General features: G+C 34.0%; 16 protein-coding genes. 1 reads left to right on the top strand and 15 read right to left on the bottom strand.

From position 1 onward, the window contains the following. The 15 genes from J8M14_RS21705 to udk form a co-directional block, all read right to left on the bottom strand. Entirely contained in the window at positions 1-309 is a 309-nt protein-coding gene (locus tag J8M14_RS21705) for a DUF6122 family protein (protein WP_211076927.1), read from the bottom strand. Beyond that, positions 306-932, bottom strand: coding sequence for a WbqC family protein (locus J8M14_RS21710; RefSeq protein WP_211076928.1), 627 nt, complete (start codon positions 930-932; stop codon positions 306-308). Before J8M14_RS21710 ends, J8M14_RS21705 begins: the two co-directional genes overlap by 4 nt. Before the next feature lie 26 nt (positions 933-958). Beyond that, the gene (lepB, locus tag J8M14_RS21715; protein ID WP_211076929.1) at positions 959-2,524 is read right to left on the bottom strand and encodes a signal peptidase I; all 1,566 of its coding nucleotides are present in this window, start codon (positions 2,522-2,524) and stop codon (positions 959-961) included. 52 nt (positions 2,525-2,576) lie between these two features. Further along, positions 2,577-3,275: a 4-hydroxy-tetrahydrodipicolinate reductase gene (dapB, locus tag J8M14_RS21720; RefSeq protein ID WP_211076930.1), complete on the bottom strand. Its 699-nt coding sequence runs from the start codon at positions 3,273-3,275 to the stop codon at positions 2,577-2,579. A gap of 42 nt (positions 3,276-3,317) precedes the next feature. Beyond that, entirely contained in the window at positions 3,318-3,908 is a 591-nt protein-coding gene (locus tag J8M14_RS21725; protein ID WP_348772864.1) for a DUF5683 domain-containing protein, read from the bottom strand. After that, complete coding sequence (locus J8M14_RS21730; RefSeq protein WP_211076931.1) at positions 3,898-4,815, bottom strand: ParB/RepB/Spo0J family partition protein; 918 nt, start codon at positions 4,813-4,815, stop codon at positions 3,898-3,900. Before J8M14_RS21730 ends, J8M14_RS21725 begins: the two co-directional genes overlap by 11 nt. Positions 4,816-4,824: 9 nt before the next feature. Further along, positions 4,825-5,586 carry an AAA family ATPase gene (locus J8M14_RS21735; protein ID WP_211076932.1) on the bottom strand — a complete coding sequence of 254 codons (762 nt, stop codon included), beginning with the start codon at positions 5,584-5,586 and terminating at the stop codon, positions 4,825-4,827. A gap of 129 nt (positions 5,587-5,715) precedes the next feature. Continuing rightward, complete coding sequence (locus J8M14_RS21740; protein WP_211076933.1) at positions 5,716-8,565, bottom strand: insulinase family protein; 2,850 nt, start codon at positions 8,563-8,565, stop codon at positions 5,716-5,718. Between the two features lie 37 nt (positions 8,566-8,602). Next, positions 8,603-9,484, bottom strand: coding sequence for an SDR family oxidoreductase (locus J8M14_RS21745; protein WP_211076934.1), 882 nt, complete (start codon positions 9,482-9,484; stop codon positions 8,603-8,605). Positions 9,485-9,566: 82 nt separating this feature from the next. After that, positions 9,567-11,696: a methylmalonyl-CoA mutase gene (gene scpA / locus J8M14_RS21750; protein WP_211076935.1), complete on the bottom strand. Its 2,130-nt coding sequence runs from the start codon at positions 11,694-11,696 to the stop codon at positions 9,567-9,569. 3 nt (positions 11,697-11,699) lie between these two features. Next, positions 11,700-12,335, bottom strand: a complete 636-nt coding sequence (locus tag J8M14_RS21755) for a hypothetical protein (protein ID WP_211076936.1) — start codon at positions 12,333-12,335, stop codon at positions 11,700-11,702. A gap of 108 nt (positions 12,336-12,443) precedes the next feature. Then, a complete protein-coding gene (locus J8M14_RS21760; RefSeq protein WP_211076937.1) occupies positions 12,444-13,076 on the bottom strand; it encodes a hypothetical protein in 633 nt (210 codons plus the stop codon). An 88-nt stretch (positions 13,077-13,164) separates the two neighbouring features. Beyond that, a complete protein-coding gene (locus tag J8M14_RS21765) occupies positions 13,165-14,526 on the bottom strand; it encodes a methylmalonyl-CoA mutase subunit beta (protein ID WP_211076938.1) in 1,362 nt (453 codons plus the stop codon). Then, positions 14,519-14,833 carry a septum formation initiator family protein gene (locus tag J8M14_RS21770; RefSeq protein WP_282100274.1) on the bottom strand — a complete coding sequence of 105 codons (315 nt, stop codon included), beginning with the start codon at positions 14,831-14,833 and terminating at the stop codon, positions 14,519-14,521. The genes J8M14_RS21765 and J8M14_RS21770 overlap by 8 nt, the downstream gene beginning before the upstream one ends. An 83-nt stretch (positions 14,834-14,916) precedes the next feature. Then, on the bottom strand, positions 14,917-15,525 hold the full coding sequence (gene udk / locus J8M14_RS21775) for a uridine kinase (RefSeq protein WP_211076940.1): 609 nt from the start codon (positions 15,523-15,525) through the stop codon (positions 14,917-14,919). A gap of 826 nt (positions 15,526-16,351) precedes the next feature. Between udk and J8M14_RS21780 the strand changes: the two genes are divergently transcribed. Next, complete coding sequence (locus J8M14_RS21780) at positions 16,352-16,546, top strand: hypothetical protein (protein WP_211076941.1); 195 nt, start codon at positions 16,352-16,354, stop codon at positions 16,544-16,546. The last annotated feature ends 211 nt before the right edge of the window (positions 16,547-16,757 follow it).

Consider the following 16,757-nt stretch of genomic DNA (forward strand, 5'->3'; position numbering starts at 1 on the left):
TTACATCATCCAACAATCTATTTGATCTGAAAAAATATGCCATAACAGGGCTAAACCAATAATTCTTGTTTTTTTAGGTATGCATAATATAAAATACCCACCTATTACATAATAGCTATGTAAAGGGTGAAACCCAACGCTACAACGATTAGGGTCAAAAATAGGATTGGCAATCAAATGATCCAGATCAATAAGCATAGCTGCTATACATATGAAATACACTTTTTTCCATTGTTTAGGGAAGAAAAGTAGCGCTATACATAATGGAACAATAAAATGAAACCCGTAGTGTATGATTGGTCGAATCATGAAAAAATAGATTGACTCTCCAGATAAGTCAAAGCATTAGTACCTTCATTAAAAAGCAAATCCAAAATAGAAAGATTAGAGAGGAACCCATATTTTTCTGAAAATACCTGGATATAGGATTTCATATCATAGGTTTTTTCTTTTTTGGCATTAACCAGATTTCTTAGATCATTGATTTCTTCAGGATTTTTTTGAAAGACTTCTGTCTTTGTGTAATTACTATCTAATTGAAGGCAATCAAAAACCGCTTCCATACATTCATAATTGAAATCTAAAAGAAATTCTTTTGGTTTCTCAAATAAATGAGCAAATTCGTCTTCATAATATTCAAAAAATGGAGATGTTCTATAAGCGGTTTCCAGGGATCTCCAATGTAAGATTTGCCATTGAAAATCATTTTCAACACGAACATCTTTATATAGCTGACGATCTCCATTTCCTGTATGTTTTATAGGAATAGTTAATAATAACTTTCCATTAGCTCCATAGATATAGGTTCTATTACGATAGGTTTGTTTTTGATAATTATCTGTATTTTCAAAAACTATCGAATCTGATTGAGCTATAGCTATATATTGAGCTATAGATCCAAAATACATAGGGTGTAGTAGGGTAGGATTCATAATTTCAAACCATAAAAGGTTTTTTATTAAGCCTTTTTTCTCTTTTTATACTGACCATAAATAATCCAACCAAATAGGACAATTAAGAAGTATTTGAAATAAGAAACAGGCTCTCCACTTCCTCCAACGGTAGTGAACATACGATCCCATCTTATTTTATTGAAACCTTTACCATTAGTATCCCAGCTAAACCATACAAAAACAGGTTTACCTACTATATGATTAGCGGGAACATACCCCCAATTTCTACTATCCTCACTATTATGACGATTATCACCCATCATCCAATAGTAGTCTTGTTTAAAGGTGTAACTATCTATAGGCTCCCCGTTAAGTAAAATTTGAGTTCCGTTTGCAGTTAATTTATTATCAATACCCAATTCAGATCCTTCATAAACTTCTATGATTCTACGATATAGAGAAAAGCTTTTTAGGTCCATTTTTACGGTAACTCCGGCTTTTGGGATATATATAGCGCCAAAATTATCTATGTTCCAATTTACTTTGCCATTATTTGGGAAAATTCTCGGGTCTTTCGCTCCTTTTGGGGCAATATTTCTTTCTACACTTACAACATTTGGATGGTTTTTAAACTTCTGTGCGTTTTCTTTTGTTAACAAGACTCTAAACCTTCCATTATTCAGAGGAATAAATTCGGTAGGTTTGATCTTATAGCGGTCATAAAGATTCTGAGGATTAAATCTTCCTCCTTTTGGAGTAACTAAATGAGAAAACTGAACTTCAGCTCGATCAGGTAATTCTGTCCGTGCTCCATTAATATGAACATATCCATCAACTACAGCCAGTGAATCTCCGGGAACACCTACACAACGTTTTACGTAGTTTGATTTTTTGTCAATAGGTTTGTAATGATATTTACCATCTCCCCATTGCTGAAATGCATTAACAGTATCTATAGGCCAGCTAAATACAACAATATCGTTTCTTTTTATTTTTTGAAAACCTGGTATTCTAAAAAATGGATATTGAAGTTTACTAAAATAAGACTTCTTTCTTAACACGGGAATGGTATCATGTACCATAGGAAAGGTTATAGATGTCATTGGAGTTCTCGCTCCATAATGAAACTTACTTACGAATAAGAAATCACCAACAAGCAATGTTCTTTCTAATGATCCTGTAGGGATCGTATAGGGCTGCATAAAATAGGTGTGTACTATCGTTGCTGCTACAACCGCAAATACAATAGAACTAACCCATTCTCCAAGAGATGTTCTAGGTTTTAAGCTTCGATCTTCTATATAGGTTACATCAAGCATATAATTGACATAAAAAATATAGAAACCTAAAGTTACCAAGACTAATATGGTATCGTTTCTATTATTTCTCCCAAAACTTCTGATGGTTTCTACCCAAATCACGGGTAGCATGATTACGTTGATTACCGGAACGAATAACAGAATTACCCACCACCAAGGGCGGTTAATGATTTTCATTAAAATTACAGCATTATATACAGGTACTGCAGCTTCCCAAGCCTTTCTGCCAGCTTTAATGTATAATTTCCAGGTTCCCAGAAAATGAATAACCTGTAGTACAAGGAAAAATATAAACCATTCAGTAAGTGTCATTTGTCAGTATTTTTTTAGTATAAGTACTTTTTCTTTCTAATGTGTTACAATATTATAAACCTAAAACGTCTTTCATTGTAAAAATTCCGGTTTTATCATGTAACCATTCTGCTGCAACTACCGCACCTAGTGCAAATCCGTTACGGTTATGTGCAGTATGCTTAATTTCTATATCATCTACCGCGGAGGTGTATGCCACAGTATGAGTTCCAGGAACTTTATCTATTCTTTTTGCTACTATAGGAATTGTATTGTCATCTCCTTGATCCAATTTCCAATCTTTTTTGCTTGAGTTTTCTATAACGCCTTCAGCAAGGGTGATTGCTGTACCACTTGGTGCATCCAGTTTTTCAGTATGATGAATTTCTTCCATGGCAATATCATAACCTTCGACATTGTTCATCATACTGGCTAATTTTTTGTTAAGTTCAAAGAAAAGGTTAACACCTAAACTATAATTAGAAGCATAGATAAAAGCTCCTTTTTTTTCTTTGCATAACTCTAATATCTGCTCATAGTGTTCCAACCAGCCTGTTGTACCAGAAACTATAGGCACATTAGCATTAAAACAATTGGTAATATTGCTAACCGCAGCAGAGGGAATACTAAAGTCAATTGCTACATCTGCTACTGAAACATTGTAATCTTTATCATCTTTATCAACTTTGAGTACAATTGTATGGCCTCTTTCAATAGCAATTTTTTCTATTGTTTTACCCATTTTGCCATATCCTAGCAGTGCAATTTTCATATTCTTTTGGTGGTTAGTGTTCTTGGTTTAAATTTTTAGTTGCTAAAAACTATAATTAAGCGATAATCCAAAACTGGGTTTTGCATCAAGATTATTAAAATTAACTTTTGGTTTTAATGATAAGTCTTCTGAGACATTATACTGCTGTAAATGCGCGGTCACATTGGCGTCAACAATATTAAGGACATATAACCCTACTGTTACTAATAAAGATAATTCTTGTTCTCGTCGAAAACGTCTTTGCAAATCAATAAGTCTATCATTAGAAAAATTTTCAATTTGAGCATCATTAATAGGTAAGCCTGCTAATCTAAGCTTATAGGCATCTCTAAATCTATTATAGTTATTATTGTTATCAATATAAAAATAAATTCCTGTGCCTAAAGCGGCATATACAATAGGTATTTTCCAGTATTTGCCAGAATAAGCTTGTCCTAAACCTGGAAGTATTGCAGAATAAAATGCTGCACGTGCTGGAGCCAAAGGTTCATAAGGTCTACTCTTCTTTTCTTTTTTCTTTTTTACAACAACTTCTTCTGTAGTAATCTTTAATTCTTCATCTTCCTGTGAGAAAATATTTTGAGTAATTAAACACGTAAAAAAAAGAATAATATAAAAGGATTTACTCTTCACTATTGATAAGTTTCTTTAAGCGTTTAAAATCTTCTTCAGAAGAAAATGGAATGATTAGTTTACCACTTCCTTTGCTTGAAACCTTTACATCAATTTTTGCACCAAAATATTCTGAAAAATCTTTAATTCCTTTGGCAATATGTCTTGGCATTTCGTTTTTAGAACTAGCACTTGATCCCTTGATATTAGGCTTCTCATCTTTATTGTTTAAGGATCGTACTAAGCTTTCTGTATCACGAACAGAAAGTGAGTTGCCTATAATCTTTTCGTATATGTCAAGTTGTTCTTGTTGGTTTTCAATATTGATCAATGCACGACCATGCCCCATAGAGATAAAGCCATCTCGCATTCCTGTCTGAACAATAGGGTCTAATTTTAATAATCTTAAATAATTAGCAATGGTGGATCTTTTTTTACCAACTCTATCACTTAATTGTTCTTGTGTAAGATTGATTTCATCGATAAGACGTTGATAAGATAGTGCAATTTCGATAGGATCTAAATCCTGACGTTGTATATTCTCGACCAAAGCCATGGTTAAAGACTCTTGATCGTTTGCAATTCTTATATAAGCAGGTATTTTTTCTATACCGGCTAACTTAGAAGCACGATAACGTCTTTCTCCACTTACGAGCTGAAATTTATTGAAGTCGAGTTTACGTACAGTAATCGGTTGTATAACACCGATTTCTTTGATTGAGGTTGCCAATTCGCGTAAGGTTTCATCATTGAAACTGGTACGTGGTTGAAAAGGGTTAACCTCAATGCTTTCGAGTTCTAACTCTATGATATTACCAACTACTTTATCTGCATTTTTATCATCTGCTGACTTAATATCATTCTCAGGGTCTTTCAGCAAAGCTGAAAGGCCTCTTCCTAATGCTTGTTTTTTCGTTGCCTTCGCCATAAATCCTTACTAATTTTTCTTTATAATTTCGTGTGCCAAACTTAAGTAATTACTTGCTCCTTTACTAGTGGCATCATAGTTAATTATGCTTTCTCCATAACTAGGTGCTTCACTTAAACGAATATTCCTTTGAATGATTGTTTTGAACACCATTTCATTAAAGTGCTTTTGAACTTCTTCAACTACCTGATTAGATAATCTTAGTCTGGAGTCATACATTGTTAATAAAAGCCCTTCTATATCTAATGTAGTGTTGTGAATCTTTTGAACACTTTTTATAGTATTTAATAACTTTCCCAGACCTTCTAATGCAAAATACTCACACTGAATAGGAATAAGAACCGAATTCGATGCTGTCAAAGCATTTAGAGTTAATAGTCCTAGAGAAGGAGCACAGTCAATCAGGATATAATCATATTGTGATTGTAGCCCTTCAATTGCTGTTTTTAGCATATATTCTCGCTGATCTTTATCAACCAATTCAATTTCTATGGCTACCAGATCAATATGAGCCGGAATAATATCCACGTTAGGGGAACTGGTTTTTACAATTGCTTCTTCTGGCTTTACGGTATGTTCCAGAATTTGATATGTTCCTTTCTCAATGGTTTCTACATCCAAGCCTAGACCTGAAGTCGCATTAGCCTGCGGATCCGCATCGATTAGAAGCACTTTTTTCTCTAAAACACCAAGAGAAGCAGCTAAATTTACTGAGGTAGTCGTTTTTCCGACTCCACCTTTTTGATTGGCAATCGCTATTATTTTACCCATGTGGGGAGATTTGGATTTAAGAGGTAAAAATACAATTAATTATATATTATAAAAATGAAAAATATTAACAGATGATTATAAAAAAGACCACCTTCTCAGGTGGTCTGTTGCATAAACATTTATAAAAAATTATTTTTTCTCTGGCATAAGCACCCCTAGGATATGACCTTTGTCTAAATATTTTTTGGCTACTTCCTGGATTTCTTCTTTTGAAATGTTGTTTACCATAGTTGTATAACTTTTTGAATTCTCCATGGATTGCTGATTGTAATCTGTGTTTTTAAGATTATCCAGCCAGAATTTATTTTGCTTGCTTTTTTCTTTGTAATCTAATAGCCTAGCTTCTTTTATTTTAGCTAGATCTTTATCGGTAGGTCCTTCGTTGATTATTTTCTTAAGTTCTGCAAGAGCTGCTTCAGTTAATTTTTTTACATTTTCAGGTCCACAAGGAAATCCTATGCTAAAGCTGTAACTACCATAAGGTAATTTATTTATATTTCCTCTTGCTCCAACACCATATACACCACCTTCTTCTTCTCTTAGCTTTTCGATAAGTTTAATCGTTAAGATTTCACCAGTAGCTGCTAATGCTAGATCTTCCTTTTTGTCGTATTTAGTTTCACCTCTCCAGATAATATTAACTGTACTTTTAGGATCTGCTCCTTTATAAATTATTTTTTCATGCGATCCGGATAAAGGTCTGTAGTTAAATACTTTATAAGTTTCATCTTTTCCGGTATCTGGTAAACTAGCGATATACTTCTCAGCATATTCTTTTAGTTTTGCTTCATCAATGTTACCTACAAAATAGAAGTTAAAACCTCCTGCACCGGCAAACCTTTCTTTATATTTTTGGTATGCTAATTCGTAATTTGCAGCATCTAACTTTTCTGGAGTTGGAAAACCAGAATATCTTGGATTACCTTGATTTTGGAATTTTCCAAATTCGATGCTAAAATAGTTTTGTGGGTTTGCCAAAATATTGGCCAAGAATCCTTTTTGTTTATCCATATCAGATTTCCAGGCTTCTTTGTCTTTGTTTACACCTGTATAGTATAGGTATACTTGTTGGAATAAAGTTTCTAAGTCTTTTGGTGTAGAAGAACCGCTAAACCCTTCAGAGATACCTCCAATAAAAGGTCTTACATTAACTATTTTTCCTGACATCATTTTATTCATGTCATTTAATGACAGTCCTCCAAGACCAGTTTGTGATATACTATTGTTTGCGAAAACAGTCTGGTGATAATCTTCATCAGAATATAGAGAGCTTCCTCCATAACTATACGCAGTAAATAAAACCTCATCATTTTTGAAATCAGTTTTTTTGTATGTCACTTTTGCGCCATTACTTAGCTCTAATACCGTATAGTCAAACTCTTCATTTTTCTTGGTATCTACTATTTTTCCGGGAGTTGGCATTTTTTCAATTAAATTTTCACGCACTTTTTCATCCTCGTAGTCTTCTATTTTAGAAGTTTCAACTTCTTTTAATAGTTTTAACACCTCTTCTTTAGTAACTTGCTTTAGTTCTTCTTTTTCAGGCCCGGTCATTACAACGGCTCTGTTATCATCGTGCAAGAAGTTTTTTATTAACGAATTCACTTCTTCTAACTTGATAGTTGGTAGTTGCGAAACGGTTTGTTCATATTCCCACTCAAGACCAGGAATTGCTTCTTCTTCTAAATAATTGTTTATATATTCTCCGATAATTCTGGAAGACTCTCTTTTATCTTTGTCTTTAAATAACTTTTCTATACTGGCAATTACATCTTTTTTTGCTCTATCGAACTCACCGTTTTTGAATCCGTATTGCTGTACTCTTTTGTTTTCTTGTAATATAGCTTTAAGAGCATCTAATTGACCGGTTTCAGAAGTTAAAGCAAATGATTGATAAGCTTCTCTTTTTCTTGCAAATGTTCCACTATGACTACTTCCTGCAAAAATGAATGGAGGATTTGGTTTATTCCTTAATTCATTAAGGCGATTGTTCATCATCTGAGCAAAAAGCCCTTCTATGAGGTTACCTCTATAGTCAGCAATCGTTTTCATTGGTTGAGACATTTCCCTGTCCTTATAGATAAGCCTAACTACAGAATTAGGAGCTTCTTTGTCTGAGACAACAGCTACTAATGTTTCTTTGTGATTTGGAGTGTCAAAATATTCTCTTTTCTTTGGATTTTCCGGCATTTTAAGTCCGGTAAAATGATCTTTAATTTTTTTCTCCAAAGTAGCCACATCAAGGTCACCTACAGCGATTACAGACATAAGGTCTGGTCTGTACCAATCCTTATAAAATCTTCTTACATCTTCATATTTGAAGTTTTCTAAAACTTCTTTAGTTCCTATAGGAAGTCTTTCAGAGTATTTAGAGTTATAAGCAATTAAAGGAAGATATTTTTGTAACATTCTTTGTTGAGCACCTTGTCCTAAACGATATTCTTCTAATACCACACCTCTTTCTCCATCGATGGCTTCTTCTGTAAGTTCCGCATTATGAGCCCAGTCTTCAAGGATTTGAAATCCCTTTTCTAACTTTTCAGGATCATCACTTGGAATTGGCAGAATATATACCGTTTGATCAAAACTGGTATAAGCATTAAGGTCAGCGCCAAATTTTACACCTATGCTCTGAAGATAATCGATTAAATCATTTTTCTTGAAATTTTTAGTCCCGTTAAAGTTCATGTGTTCCATAAAATGAGCCAAACCTAATTGACTTTCATCTTCTAGTATTGAACCAGCATTCACTACAAGTCTTAGCTCTACTTTATCTTCAGGCTTACCATTGTTGCGAATGTAATAGGTAAGGCCATTATCTAATTTGCCTACTTTTACGTTAGGATCAACCGGAATGATTCCTTCGTTTATAGCAGCCGAAGTTTTTAGCTCTGCATTTGCAGTATTTTGACCATGACATATAATTGGAGTACTTAAAATAAAAGCTCCAATAAAAAAATTCAAAATCGATTTATTCATTGATGAATTGTTTAATATAAATGTTATTTTAGTTTACTTACTTTTTGTTTTTAGAGCGAATTGAAGCTTCTAACATATCCCACATAGCTTCCGGAACCTGTTCTAACATGTTAAACTCCCCAGCGCCTTTTAACCATTCTCCACCATCTATAGTCATTACTTCTCCATTAACATAAGCAGAGAAATCTGACACTAGATAAGCGGCTAGATTGGCTAATTCTTGATGGTTTCCAACACGTCCTAGAGGTACTTGTTTTGTGATATCTAGTTTTTCCTTAAGATCACCAGGCATTAATCTGTCCCAAGCTCCTTTGGTAGGAAATGGTCCCGGAGCAATAGCATTAAAACGCATTCCGTATTTTGCCCATTCCACGGCTAGTGATCTAGTCAATGCTAAAACCCCAGCTTTGGCAGTAGCACTAGGTACTACATAGGCAGAACCAGTCCAGGCATATGTTGTAACAATGTTAAGTACAGTAGTATTTTGATATTTAGTATCAATCCAGTGTTTTCCAAATGCCAGAGTACAGTTTTTAGTACCTTTAAGTACAATATCTATTATAGTATCAAAAGCATTAGCAGATAAACGTTCGGTTGGTGAAATAAAATTTCCTGCGGCATTATTAAGCAAAACGTCTACTGATCCAAATGCTTCCAGAACATCATCTTTCATTTTTTCGACCTGATCATAGTGTCTTACATCACATTGTAAAGGCAAACAAGTACCACCAGTTTCTTCCTCAAGTTCTTTTGCAGTGCCTTGAAGTTTTTCTAGATTTCTGGAAGTTATGGCAACTTTAGCTCCAAGTTCCATAAAGTATTTAGTCATTGCTTTTCCTAATCCGCTACCTCCTCCGGTAACCACTATATTTTTTCCTTCGAGCGCTCCATCCCGAAGCATTTTATCTGTATACTTCATAATGTTATATTGTTATTGGTGGAAAGTTACAATTTATACTTCAAAAAACTATGCGTGCATAGTTTTTTGTTTGTTATTCATTTTATTCAAATGTCGAAATCAAAATGTCTAAAATGGTTATGGCTGCATCACTTATTTTAGTTCCAGGGCCAAATATAGCCACTGCACCAGATTCAAATAAGAACTCATAATCATCTGGAGGAATTACACCACCAACAATTACCATAATGTCTTCTCGTCCATATTTTTTTAGTTCAGCGATGATTTGTGGTACTAAAGTCGAGTGTCCACCTGCTAACGAAGAAACACCAACTACGTGAACATCATTCTCCACAGCTTGTTTAGCTGCTTCAATCGGAGTTTGGAATAAAGGTCCTATATCTACATCAAAACCAACATCTGCATAACTAGTGGCAACTACCTTTGCACCGCGGTCATGACCGTCTTGTCCCATTTTTGCAATCATAATTCTAGGTCTACGACCATCAAGTTCTGCAAATTGATTCGCTAGTTCTCTTGCTTTGTTAAAGGACTCATCATTTTTTATTTCTTTGGCATACACTCCTGTAAATGTTTTAATTTGTGCTTTATGTCTTCCGAATTTCTTCTCCAGCGCATCACTAATTTCTCCTAAAGTAGCTCTTAATCGTGCAGCATCTACTGCTAAAGCTAATAAATTTTCGGTCTCATTAGTGGCTCCATTGGTTAAATTGAGTAAGGCTTGTTCTACTGCTTTTTCATCTCTAGAAGCTTTTACCCTTGTCAAACTTTCTATTTGTTGGTCTCTAACCGCTTGATTATCTACTTTAAGGGTACTAATAGCTTCTTCCTGCTCTAATTTGTATTTGTTGACTCCTATAATGACGTCTTGTTCACTGTCAATTCTGGCCTGCTTTCTGGCGGCAGCTTCTTCGATACGCATTTTAGGAATTCCAGCTTCAATAGCTTTAGTCATTCCGCCTAGCTCTTCTACTTCTTCTATAAGATTCCAGGCTTTTTCTGCTATATCATTGGTCAAAGATTCTACATAATAACTACCTGCCCAAGGGTCAACTGTTCGTGTAATTTGAGTTTCTTCCTGTAAATAGATTTGTGTATTTCTGGCAATTCTTGCAGAAAAATCTGTAGGTAATGCAATAGCTTCATCTAGGGCATTGGTATGCAAGCTCTGTGTGCCACCAAAAGCAGCTGCACTAGCTTCAATACAAGTACGAGCTACATTATTAAAAGGGTCTTGAGCAGTTAAGCTCCAACCACTGGTTTGACAATGTGTACGAAGCATTAAAGATTTTGGATTCTTTGGATTGAATTGTTTGATCAGTTTTGCCCAAAGCATACGTGCTGCGCGCATTTTGGCAATTTCCATAAAATGATTCATTCCAATCGCCCAAAAAAAAGATAAGCGAGGAGCAAAAGCATCTACATCCATTCCGGCTTCAATTCCTTTTCTGATATATTCTAAACCATCCGCCAGCGTATATGCTAATTCTATATCACAGGTGGCTCCAGCCTCTTGCATGTGATATCCTGAGATACTAATAGGATTAAATTTTGGCATATTCTTGGAGCAATACTTAAAAATGTCACCAATGATACGCATCGATGGAGTAGGAGGATACACATATGTATTACGTACCATAAATTCCTTGAGGATATCATTCTGGATGGTCCCGGAAAGTAAGTTTTTATCAACACCTTGTTCTTCTGCTGCTACAATGTAGAATGCCATAATAGGTAGTACAGCACCATTCATAGTCATAGAAACAGACATTTTATCCAATGGAATTTGATCAAAAAGAATCTTCATATCTTCCACGGTATCTATGGCTACACCTGCCATACCCACATCACCAAATACCCGTTCGTGATCACTATCATATCCTCTATGCGTTGCAAGATCAAATGCAACCGAAAGCCCTTTTTGTCCTGCAGCAAGGTTTCGCCTATAGAAAGCATTACTTTCTTCTGCAGTAGAGAATCCGGCATACTGTCTAATTGTCCAAGGCCTGCGCACATACATTGTAGAATAGGGGCCTCTTAAATATGGAGGGAGTCCTGCAGCAAAGTTTAGGTGTTCTAGATGTTCAACATCATTTTTAGTATAAGATGATTTTATATCAATTCCTTCTGAGGTTGTATGCATTTTTGATTCAGAATTCTGAATTCTGAATTCTGAATTTAATGTTATGTGTTGAAGATTTTTTCTAGTCATTTTTTAGAACTTCATTTTTTCAATATAACGATCGAAGTTAACCTGAAATGGTGTGGTTAGATTAATCACAAACGTTTGCTTTTTTGCTGTAATAAAATATGTGCTACTATAAGAAATATGATCGTTTTTTATATTATCAATTTGAAAGATAGATCTAAACATAGTGAAATCATCAGTTTTCTTAAAAGTAGCTGTTATTTTTTTGAAATTCAGATCAGTGGTTAGGCTAACCTTATCATTATTTTTGCGCATCATTGCCAATAACATTTTGGCATCATTACGATTAAATGGTGTAAATGGGAATGTATTTATGGTATATGTAGAACCAGTGATATTATCAAAAAAAAGACTAAAAGAGCCTTTAACGTCTCTCATAGTTTCCAGTCTTCTCATTTCTGCTTTGACTTGATTTTTAGGAAATACAGAATCGAGTGTCTTACGGTATTGTTCTGTAGTGTATTGTTTAAATTCCGGAGGAAGAAAAGTTTTTACTCGGGTATTTTCAATTTGAAAATAATTTCCTTCTAGCTTTTCAGGAGTAGCATTATTAGCTTTTTCTAACCAATTTTGAGCTTTATGAATAGCTGTATTGCAAGAGAATAGAAGAAAAGATAAAAGTATCAGGAAAAGGTATTTCACTTTCAAGAAATAGTTTCATTAACAAAAACGTAAAATTACGATTTTATTGATGATTAATTTTAGAAAACATCAATAATATTGGTTCTTTATAATGAATATTGTATAAAACTATTTAAAAGCTTTTTCTACAACCATCAAAATAGAGTAGTAGATATCAAAAGCTATGAAGTTTTTGATTTCTAGTGAATTAAATTCTTTGTCCGAGATGTAATAAATTTTTTGCGCAATCAGAGAAGTACTAATATTGGCATCTGTCTCCAGGTTACGGATTACCTCTTTAAAATCATCACTATCACTAGTGTTTTTAAGACATTGTATAAATCCACCTCTATAATTAAAAATTAGAATTTCTTCTTCATTCTTTTTGGTTGTCGAAGAAGGATATGGTTTTCTATTGGCTTCTTGATTCTCATAATCTGTTAATCGTACCCAAAGCGAATTTTTATTATTGGCTATTTTTTTAAACTCACGGGTTAATTGGATAGAATTATCGGACGGAAGTTTTCTGAGATCAATAGATAAACTGGCTACCTCAGCAAGAAATGTTCTATACGTTTTTATAGAATCATTGCCGAATTTATAATGATTGAATATGTCCTTTTCAAAAGAGGCATATGCTCTTTTTATAATACCAGTTTCGTCTATACTAAAACAAATATCATTCGTTTGAGCATGAGCAATAGAACTGAATAATAGTAAGTAGAGTACAAATATGACTCTAGATCTAATCTTATGGGGCATCGATTAAGATTTAGTAATGTTAATGTATACGCTATTGTTTTATATTCAGCCACAAGTTAAGGATTACTTGGGGAATATTAACATTGTTTTATGATTTTTTTAATAATTTCTCACTCAGTCTCCTTTTTATAATTGGTTCAAGCAGCGTTTTTCGGGCTCTTTTTTCTTGAAAAACAGGCTTTTGGAATGTGGGGATAATTTCTTCAGCGTTTTTATAGGTATTTGCTCCGGTTAATACAATTTCTCCACTATCAAATAACTCTTGTTCTTTATTGGCACTTTCTTTTATTTTTTTCTGAATCGTTCCTGATTTTAGCTGACTTAAGAATCCGCCTCCTTCTTCAATATTTTTAAATAATGAAAGTGCTTTTTCTGCTAATTGATCAGTTAGACTCTCTATGTAATAGGTTCCTGAGGCAGGATTATTCACCAGGTCAAAGTAACTTTCGTTTTTAAGAATTAGTAATTGATTAAACGAAATCCTCGTTCCAAAATCATTTTCCAGATTGTAAATATCATCATAGGGCAGGTTATGAATCGTGTCTGCTCCTCCTAATATTGCACTCATACATTCGGTGGTAGTGCGAAGCATATTTACATTATAATCCAAGACTGTTTTGTTTCTATGAGAAGGGTATGCAAAAATGTGGCATTCTTCTGAAATACCATATGCCGAAGCCAAAGTCTGCCATAACAATCTGAGTGCTCTTAGTTTTGCAATTTCAAAAAAGTAATTTCCACCAATAGCCACTTTGAATACTATTGGAGATTTTTTTAATGGATTAACTTCAGAAGTATCAAAATGATTTAAGTATTCATTTGCGTGAGCCAAAGCATAAGCTAGTTGCTGCACCATAGTTGCCCCGGCGTTTTGATACAAGCCCGTATCAATACTAATAGTACTGCTCAGGGTATTGTTTTTAGTAATTTCCTCTAAAGCCAGATGATCTTCTTTAAGATTAGAAAACCAATTTCCGGTAACGGCCAGATTACCTATAATATCAGTGAATACATAAATAGATAATACTTTGCTTTTAGCCAGGTCATTTATTTTTTGAATATAAGAAGCCGAAAGGAATTCGGTTTCTATAAAAATAGAAGTTTCAGAATTTAGATCTTCTAAAAGCTCCTTTGGATCAATATCAGCTGTTTTGATGATAAAAAAGATACTTTCTGCACCTTTTTGGATAGCTTTTAACGCTTTTTGATTACCATCATTAGCCTCTGCGACTTCAATTCTTAATGAATTCTTCCAACTCGTAGGATGGGAGATCGGGTTGTTTATATTTTCTAAATCTTCCTGATGATAAAAAGGTTTGATATTGATGCCTTCCAGAGATTGATAGATTAAGGTTTGGTTATAGTCCGCACCTTTGAGATCAAATTGTATCTTCTGCTTCCACTCTTTGGCAGAAACTTCATCAAAACTGTCAAATAAGGATTTAGTCATCTTTTTTGGTTTTTGGTACACTATCTTCGTATTCTATAATGTAGATCTCTTCATCATCACGTTTCATAAAATATTCTTCTCGGGCAAACTTTTCCAACTCACTACTGTCTTTGAGTACCTTGATATCTTTTTGATCTTTAATAATCTCTTTGATATAGTACTCTTTGTTATTTTCCAGCTCGTTGATTTCCTGATCTAACTCTTTATGTATTAACCATGAGTTGGTGTCCAGAAACATCATCCAAACTACAAATAGCAAGACAATCAGCACATATTTATTTAAAAATATGGCGAATATCGGAATCAATGCCGGTTTGTTTTTTAGCTTTTGAAAATAGTCTTTAAGATTCAATCTGCCTAAGAATAATATTGTTTGTAAAGGTACAAAAGTTAAACTAAGCGTTCCTTAATAATGGTACGTACAATATCAACGGCTACATTGTTATATGTATTGTTGGGTATGATAAGATCAGCATATTCTTTGGTAGGGTCAATAAACTGCTGATGCATTGGTTTTAGCGTATTCTGATATCGATCCAAAACTTCTTCCATATCACGGCCACGTTCTGCAATATCTCTTTTTAATCGTCTTATCAGGCGTTCATCGCTATCAGTATGTACATAGATCTTAATATCAAACATATCTCTGATCTTAGGGTTAGTAAGGATCAAAATCCCTTCTACGATCATTACTTTGCTAGGTTTGGTACTCACCGTTTCACTAGTACGATTGTGCTCAACGAAAGAGTATACCGGTTGTGCTATGGTTTCACCTTTTCGCAAAGCTGAAAGATGTTCTCCTAATAAATCAAAATCAATAGATTGCGGATGGTCAAAGTTTATCTGTACCCGTTCGTCGTAGCTTAGGTGACTAGTATCTTTATAATAAGAATCCTGTGAGATCACACAGACCTCATTCTCCGGTAACTCATTAACAATCTGATTGACTACGGTGGTCTTGCCACAACCGGTTCCTCCGGCAATACCAATAATTAACATGTACTTTTCTTTTTTGGGCAAATGTAAAGATAGTTTTTGAGTTTTTAAGTATATGAGTGGGTGAGTAGTTGAGTAATTTAGTTTGTGAGCGGATGAGTATGTGAGTCGGTGAGTTTGTGAGCATGTGAGTGGGTAAGTTTTTTAGTTATTAATCCATTGTGCATTTTGATTTTTTTTGATTCCAGATCCGTCAATTCGAGTGCTGTGACCAAAGGGAGAAGTGTATCGAGAATAGGATTTTGAACAAAAAAAACTATTCTCGATACATTTTGTCTTCGTTTTACTACGACAAAACACTACCATTGATGCATTTTATAATAATTTGTTTTTCAGGTATTTATAAATTCTTAATTTTCATCCTATTTCCTTTGATTTGGCTTTCTGTTCATTTTCTTTGCTTGCCCAAAGAAAATGAACCAAAAGAAAAGGCACTTTTTTCAAGGTATTTTTGTCTTCGACAAAACCAGATTTGTTTTGCTAAAATCTTTCCAAGGCTTCAAGTTTTTTTTAACGCAAAACAAATCTTATACTGGTGAGAAAAGATTTTCAAAGCCCTGCTTTGGAACGTCAGTATATTCACTGGATAAAATTTTTATTGGATGTCTCGAATCTACCAGGTATGGTAGACAGGTTGACGCTTTTGAGATGAGCATTTTAAAATGAACAATGGATGTTTTTATTAAAAATGTGCCATGATATATATACATTTAATTTAGACTTTCTCATTACGTTCGTCCACATTATTCCGCCGAACCTCCACAGGGTTGTGTTTTACAGTGATATAAAATTTAGATTAGTGTATTACTAACTTATAATTTTTTACACAATGATTAAAAATTTAGAAAATTTTGGTAAGTCTCTAACTAAAGAGCAACAAAAAGAAATTAACGGAGGAAATATTGGTGGTAGACGTTGTAATACGAATAGAGATTGCTGGGATAGTTCTCCTTTTTTAGGTCCTGGTGATGTATCTTGTCGATATAGTCCTTTTTCATCATTTAAGGTTTGTGTGTTTAATTAAATCAAAATAGATTTTTCTTTTAGTTAAATGGAGGTGAAGAGGCTGTGTGACGTACAGCCTCTTTTTTATAGGAAGTGTATCTATTATTGTTTTATGTTTAAAGCACAAATATCAGGTTTCAGTTTCAAAAAGGAACATAGAATACTCCAGAAGAAGAATCTCGATTAGCTCCGGTTACAGATTGTAGGCAATTCATCTCGCTACCGCTAGT

Origin of the sequence: Aquimarina sp. MMG016 (assembly GCF_018100805.1) — a bacterium.
GTDB lineage: Bacteria > Bacteroidota > Bacteroidia > Flavobacteriales > Flavobacteriaceae > Aquimarina.

What these genes read in the sequence shown, in the direction of transcription:
- dapB (WP_211076930.1), bottom strand. Translation starts at nt 3,275, where the DNA reads ATGAAAATTGCACTGCTAGGATATGGCAAAATGGGTAAAACAATAGAA.
- J8M14_RS21765 (WP_211076938.1), bottom strand. Translation starts at nt 14,526, where the DNA reads ATGACTAAATCCTTATTTGACAGTTTTGATGAAGTTTCTGCCAAAGAG.
- J8M14_RS21745 (WP_211076934.1), bottom strand. Translation starts at nt 9,484, where the DNA reads ATGAAGTATACAGATAAAATGCTTCGGGATGGAGCGCTCGAAGGAAAA.
- udk (WP_211076940.1), bottom strand. Translation starts at nt 15,525, where the DNA reads ATGTTAATTATTGGTATTGCCGGAGGAACCGGTTGTGGCAAGACCACC.
- J8M14_RS21780 (WP_211076941.1), top strand. Translation starts at nt 16,352, where the DNA reads ATGATTAAAAATTTAGAAAATTTTGGTAAGTCTCTAACTAAAGAGCAA.
- J8M14_RS21735 (WP_211076932.1), bottom strand. Translation starts at nt 5,586, where the DNA reads ATGGGTAAAATAATAGCGATTGCCAATCAAAAAGGTGGAGTCGGAAAA.
- J8M14_RS21710 (WP_211076928.1), bottom strand. Translation starts at nt 932, where the DNA reads ATGAATCCTACCCTACTACACCCTATGTATTTTGGATCTATAGCTCAA.
- scpA (WP_211076935.1), bottom strand. Translation starts at nt 11,696, where the DNA reads ATGACTAGAAAAAATCTTCAACACATAACATTAAATTCAGAATTCAGA.
- J8M14_RS21740 (WP_211076933.1), bottom strand. Translation starts at nt 8,565, where the DNA reads ATGAATAAATCGATTTTGAATTTTTTTATTGGAGCTTTTATTTTAAGT.
- J8M14_RS21760 (WP_211076937.1), bottom strand. Translation starts at nt 13,076, where the DNA reads ATGCCCCATAAGATTAGATCTAGAGTCATATTTGTACTCTACTTACTA.
- lepB (WP_211076929.1), bottom strand. Translation starts at nt 2,524, where the DNA reads ATGACACTTACTGAATGGTTTATATTTTTCCTTGTACTACAGGTTATT.
- J8M14_RS21730 (WP_211076931.1), bottom strand. Translation starts at nt 4,815, where the DNA reads ATGGCGAAGGCAACGAAAAAACAAGCATTAGGAAGAGGCCTTTCAGCT.
- J8M14_RS21705 (WP_211076927.1), bottom strand. Translation starts at nt 309, where the DNA reads ATGATTCGACCAATCATACACTACGGGTTTCATTTTATTGTTCCATTA.